Origin of the sequence: Aquabacterium sp. (assembly GCF_030652515.1) — a bacterium.
In the GTDB taxonomy this organism is placed as follows: domain Bacteria; phylum Pseudomonadota; class Gammaproteobacteria; order Burkholderiales; family Burkholderiaceae_C; genus Aquabacterium.
The window spans coordinates 1-1,202 of record NZ_JAUSAR010000193.1 but is presented as its reverse complement, the minus strand read 5'-3'; the positions used below and the strand labels follow the sequence as shown (position 1 = coordinate 1,202).

Genomic DNA, 1,202 nt, shown 5'->3' with positions numbered 1-1,202 from the left:
TGCTGGCACCTGTGGGGGCGTCGTTCACCGAGGTGACGTTGAGCGTCATCGTGCGGGCCGTGGTGTCCAGGTTGGCCCCACCGTTGGCCGTGCCGCCATCGTCCTGCACCTGGAAGCTGAAGCTGGCGTAGCCTGCGCCGTTGGCATCCGCCCCGGGTGTGTACACCAGCAGGCCAGCGGCGATGTCGGCGGCCGAGATGAAGTCGCCTGCGATGACCGCCACGCCGTTCAAGGTCAAGCTGCCCGCGGCTGGCAAGGTCGTGATCCTCACGGCAGCCAAGGCGTTGGCTGGTGTGTCCTGGGGGTCGGTGAAACCGAAGTCCGCCACCGTGAAGGTGTAGGCCGTGTCTTCCAGGGTGCTCACCGTGTTGCTGGTGCCCACGGGGGCATCGTTCACCGCTGTCACGTCCACGGTCATGGTCCTGGGCGTGCCGTCCAGATTCACACCGCCATTGGCCGTGCCGCCATCGTCCTGCACCTGGAAGGTGAAGCTCGCGTGCCCTGCACCATGGCCATCGGCGTCTGGCGTGTACCTGAGCAGGCCCGAGGCGATGTCGGCCGCTGAGATCACCTGGCCTGCCGTGACCGCCACACCGCTCAGCGTCAAACTGCCCGAGCCTGGCAGGGTCGTGATCCTGACGGCCAGCAGGGCGTGGGCCGAGACGTCGCTCGGGTCGGTGAAGCCGAAGTCGGCCGCCGTGAAGGTGTAGGTGGTGTCCTCCAGCGTGGTCACGGTGGTGTCGGTGCCCACCGGGGCGTCGTTCACCGAGGTCACGTCCACGGTCATCGTGCGCGGTGTGCCATCCAGGTTGACGCCGCCGTTGGCCGTGCCGCCATCGTCTTGCACCTGGAAGGTGAAGCTGGCGTAGCCTGCGCCGTGGTCGTTGGCGCCCGGCGTGTACACCAGCAGCCCGGCGGCGATGTCGGCTGCCGAGATGAAGTCGCCTGCACTGACTGCCACGCCGTTCAAGGTCAAGCTGCCCGAGCCTGGCAGGTTCGTGATCCTGACCGCTTGCAAGGCGTTGCCGGGCGCATCGTTGGCATCGGCAAAGCCAAAGTCGGCTGCCGTGAAGGTGTGGGCCGTGTCTTCCAGCGTGGTGATGGTGGTGCTGGCACCTGTGGGGGCGTCGTTCACCGAGGTGACGTTGAGCGTCATCGTGCGGGCCGTGGTGTCCAGGTTGGCCCCACCGTTGGCCGTGCCG

At 67.4% G+C, this 1,202-nt stretch carries 1 protein-coding gene; it reads right to left on the bottom strand.

Translation table 11 applies throughout. The features are described from left to right. Positions 1-1,202, bottom strand: a 1,202-nt coding sequence (locus Q7V20_RS22090) for a cadherin-like domain-containing protein (protein ID WP_304795979.1), incomplete at both ends; no start/stop codon positions are given.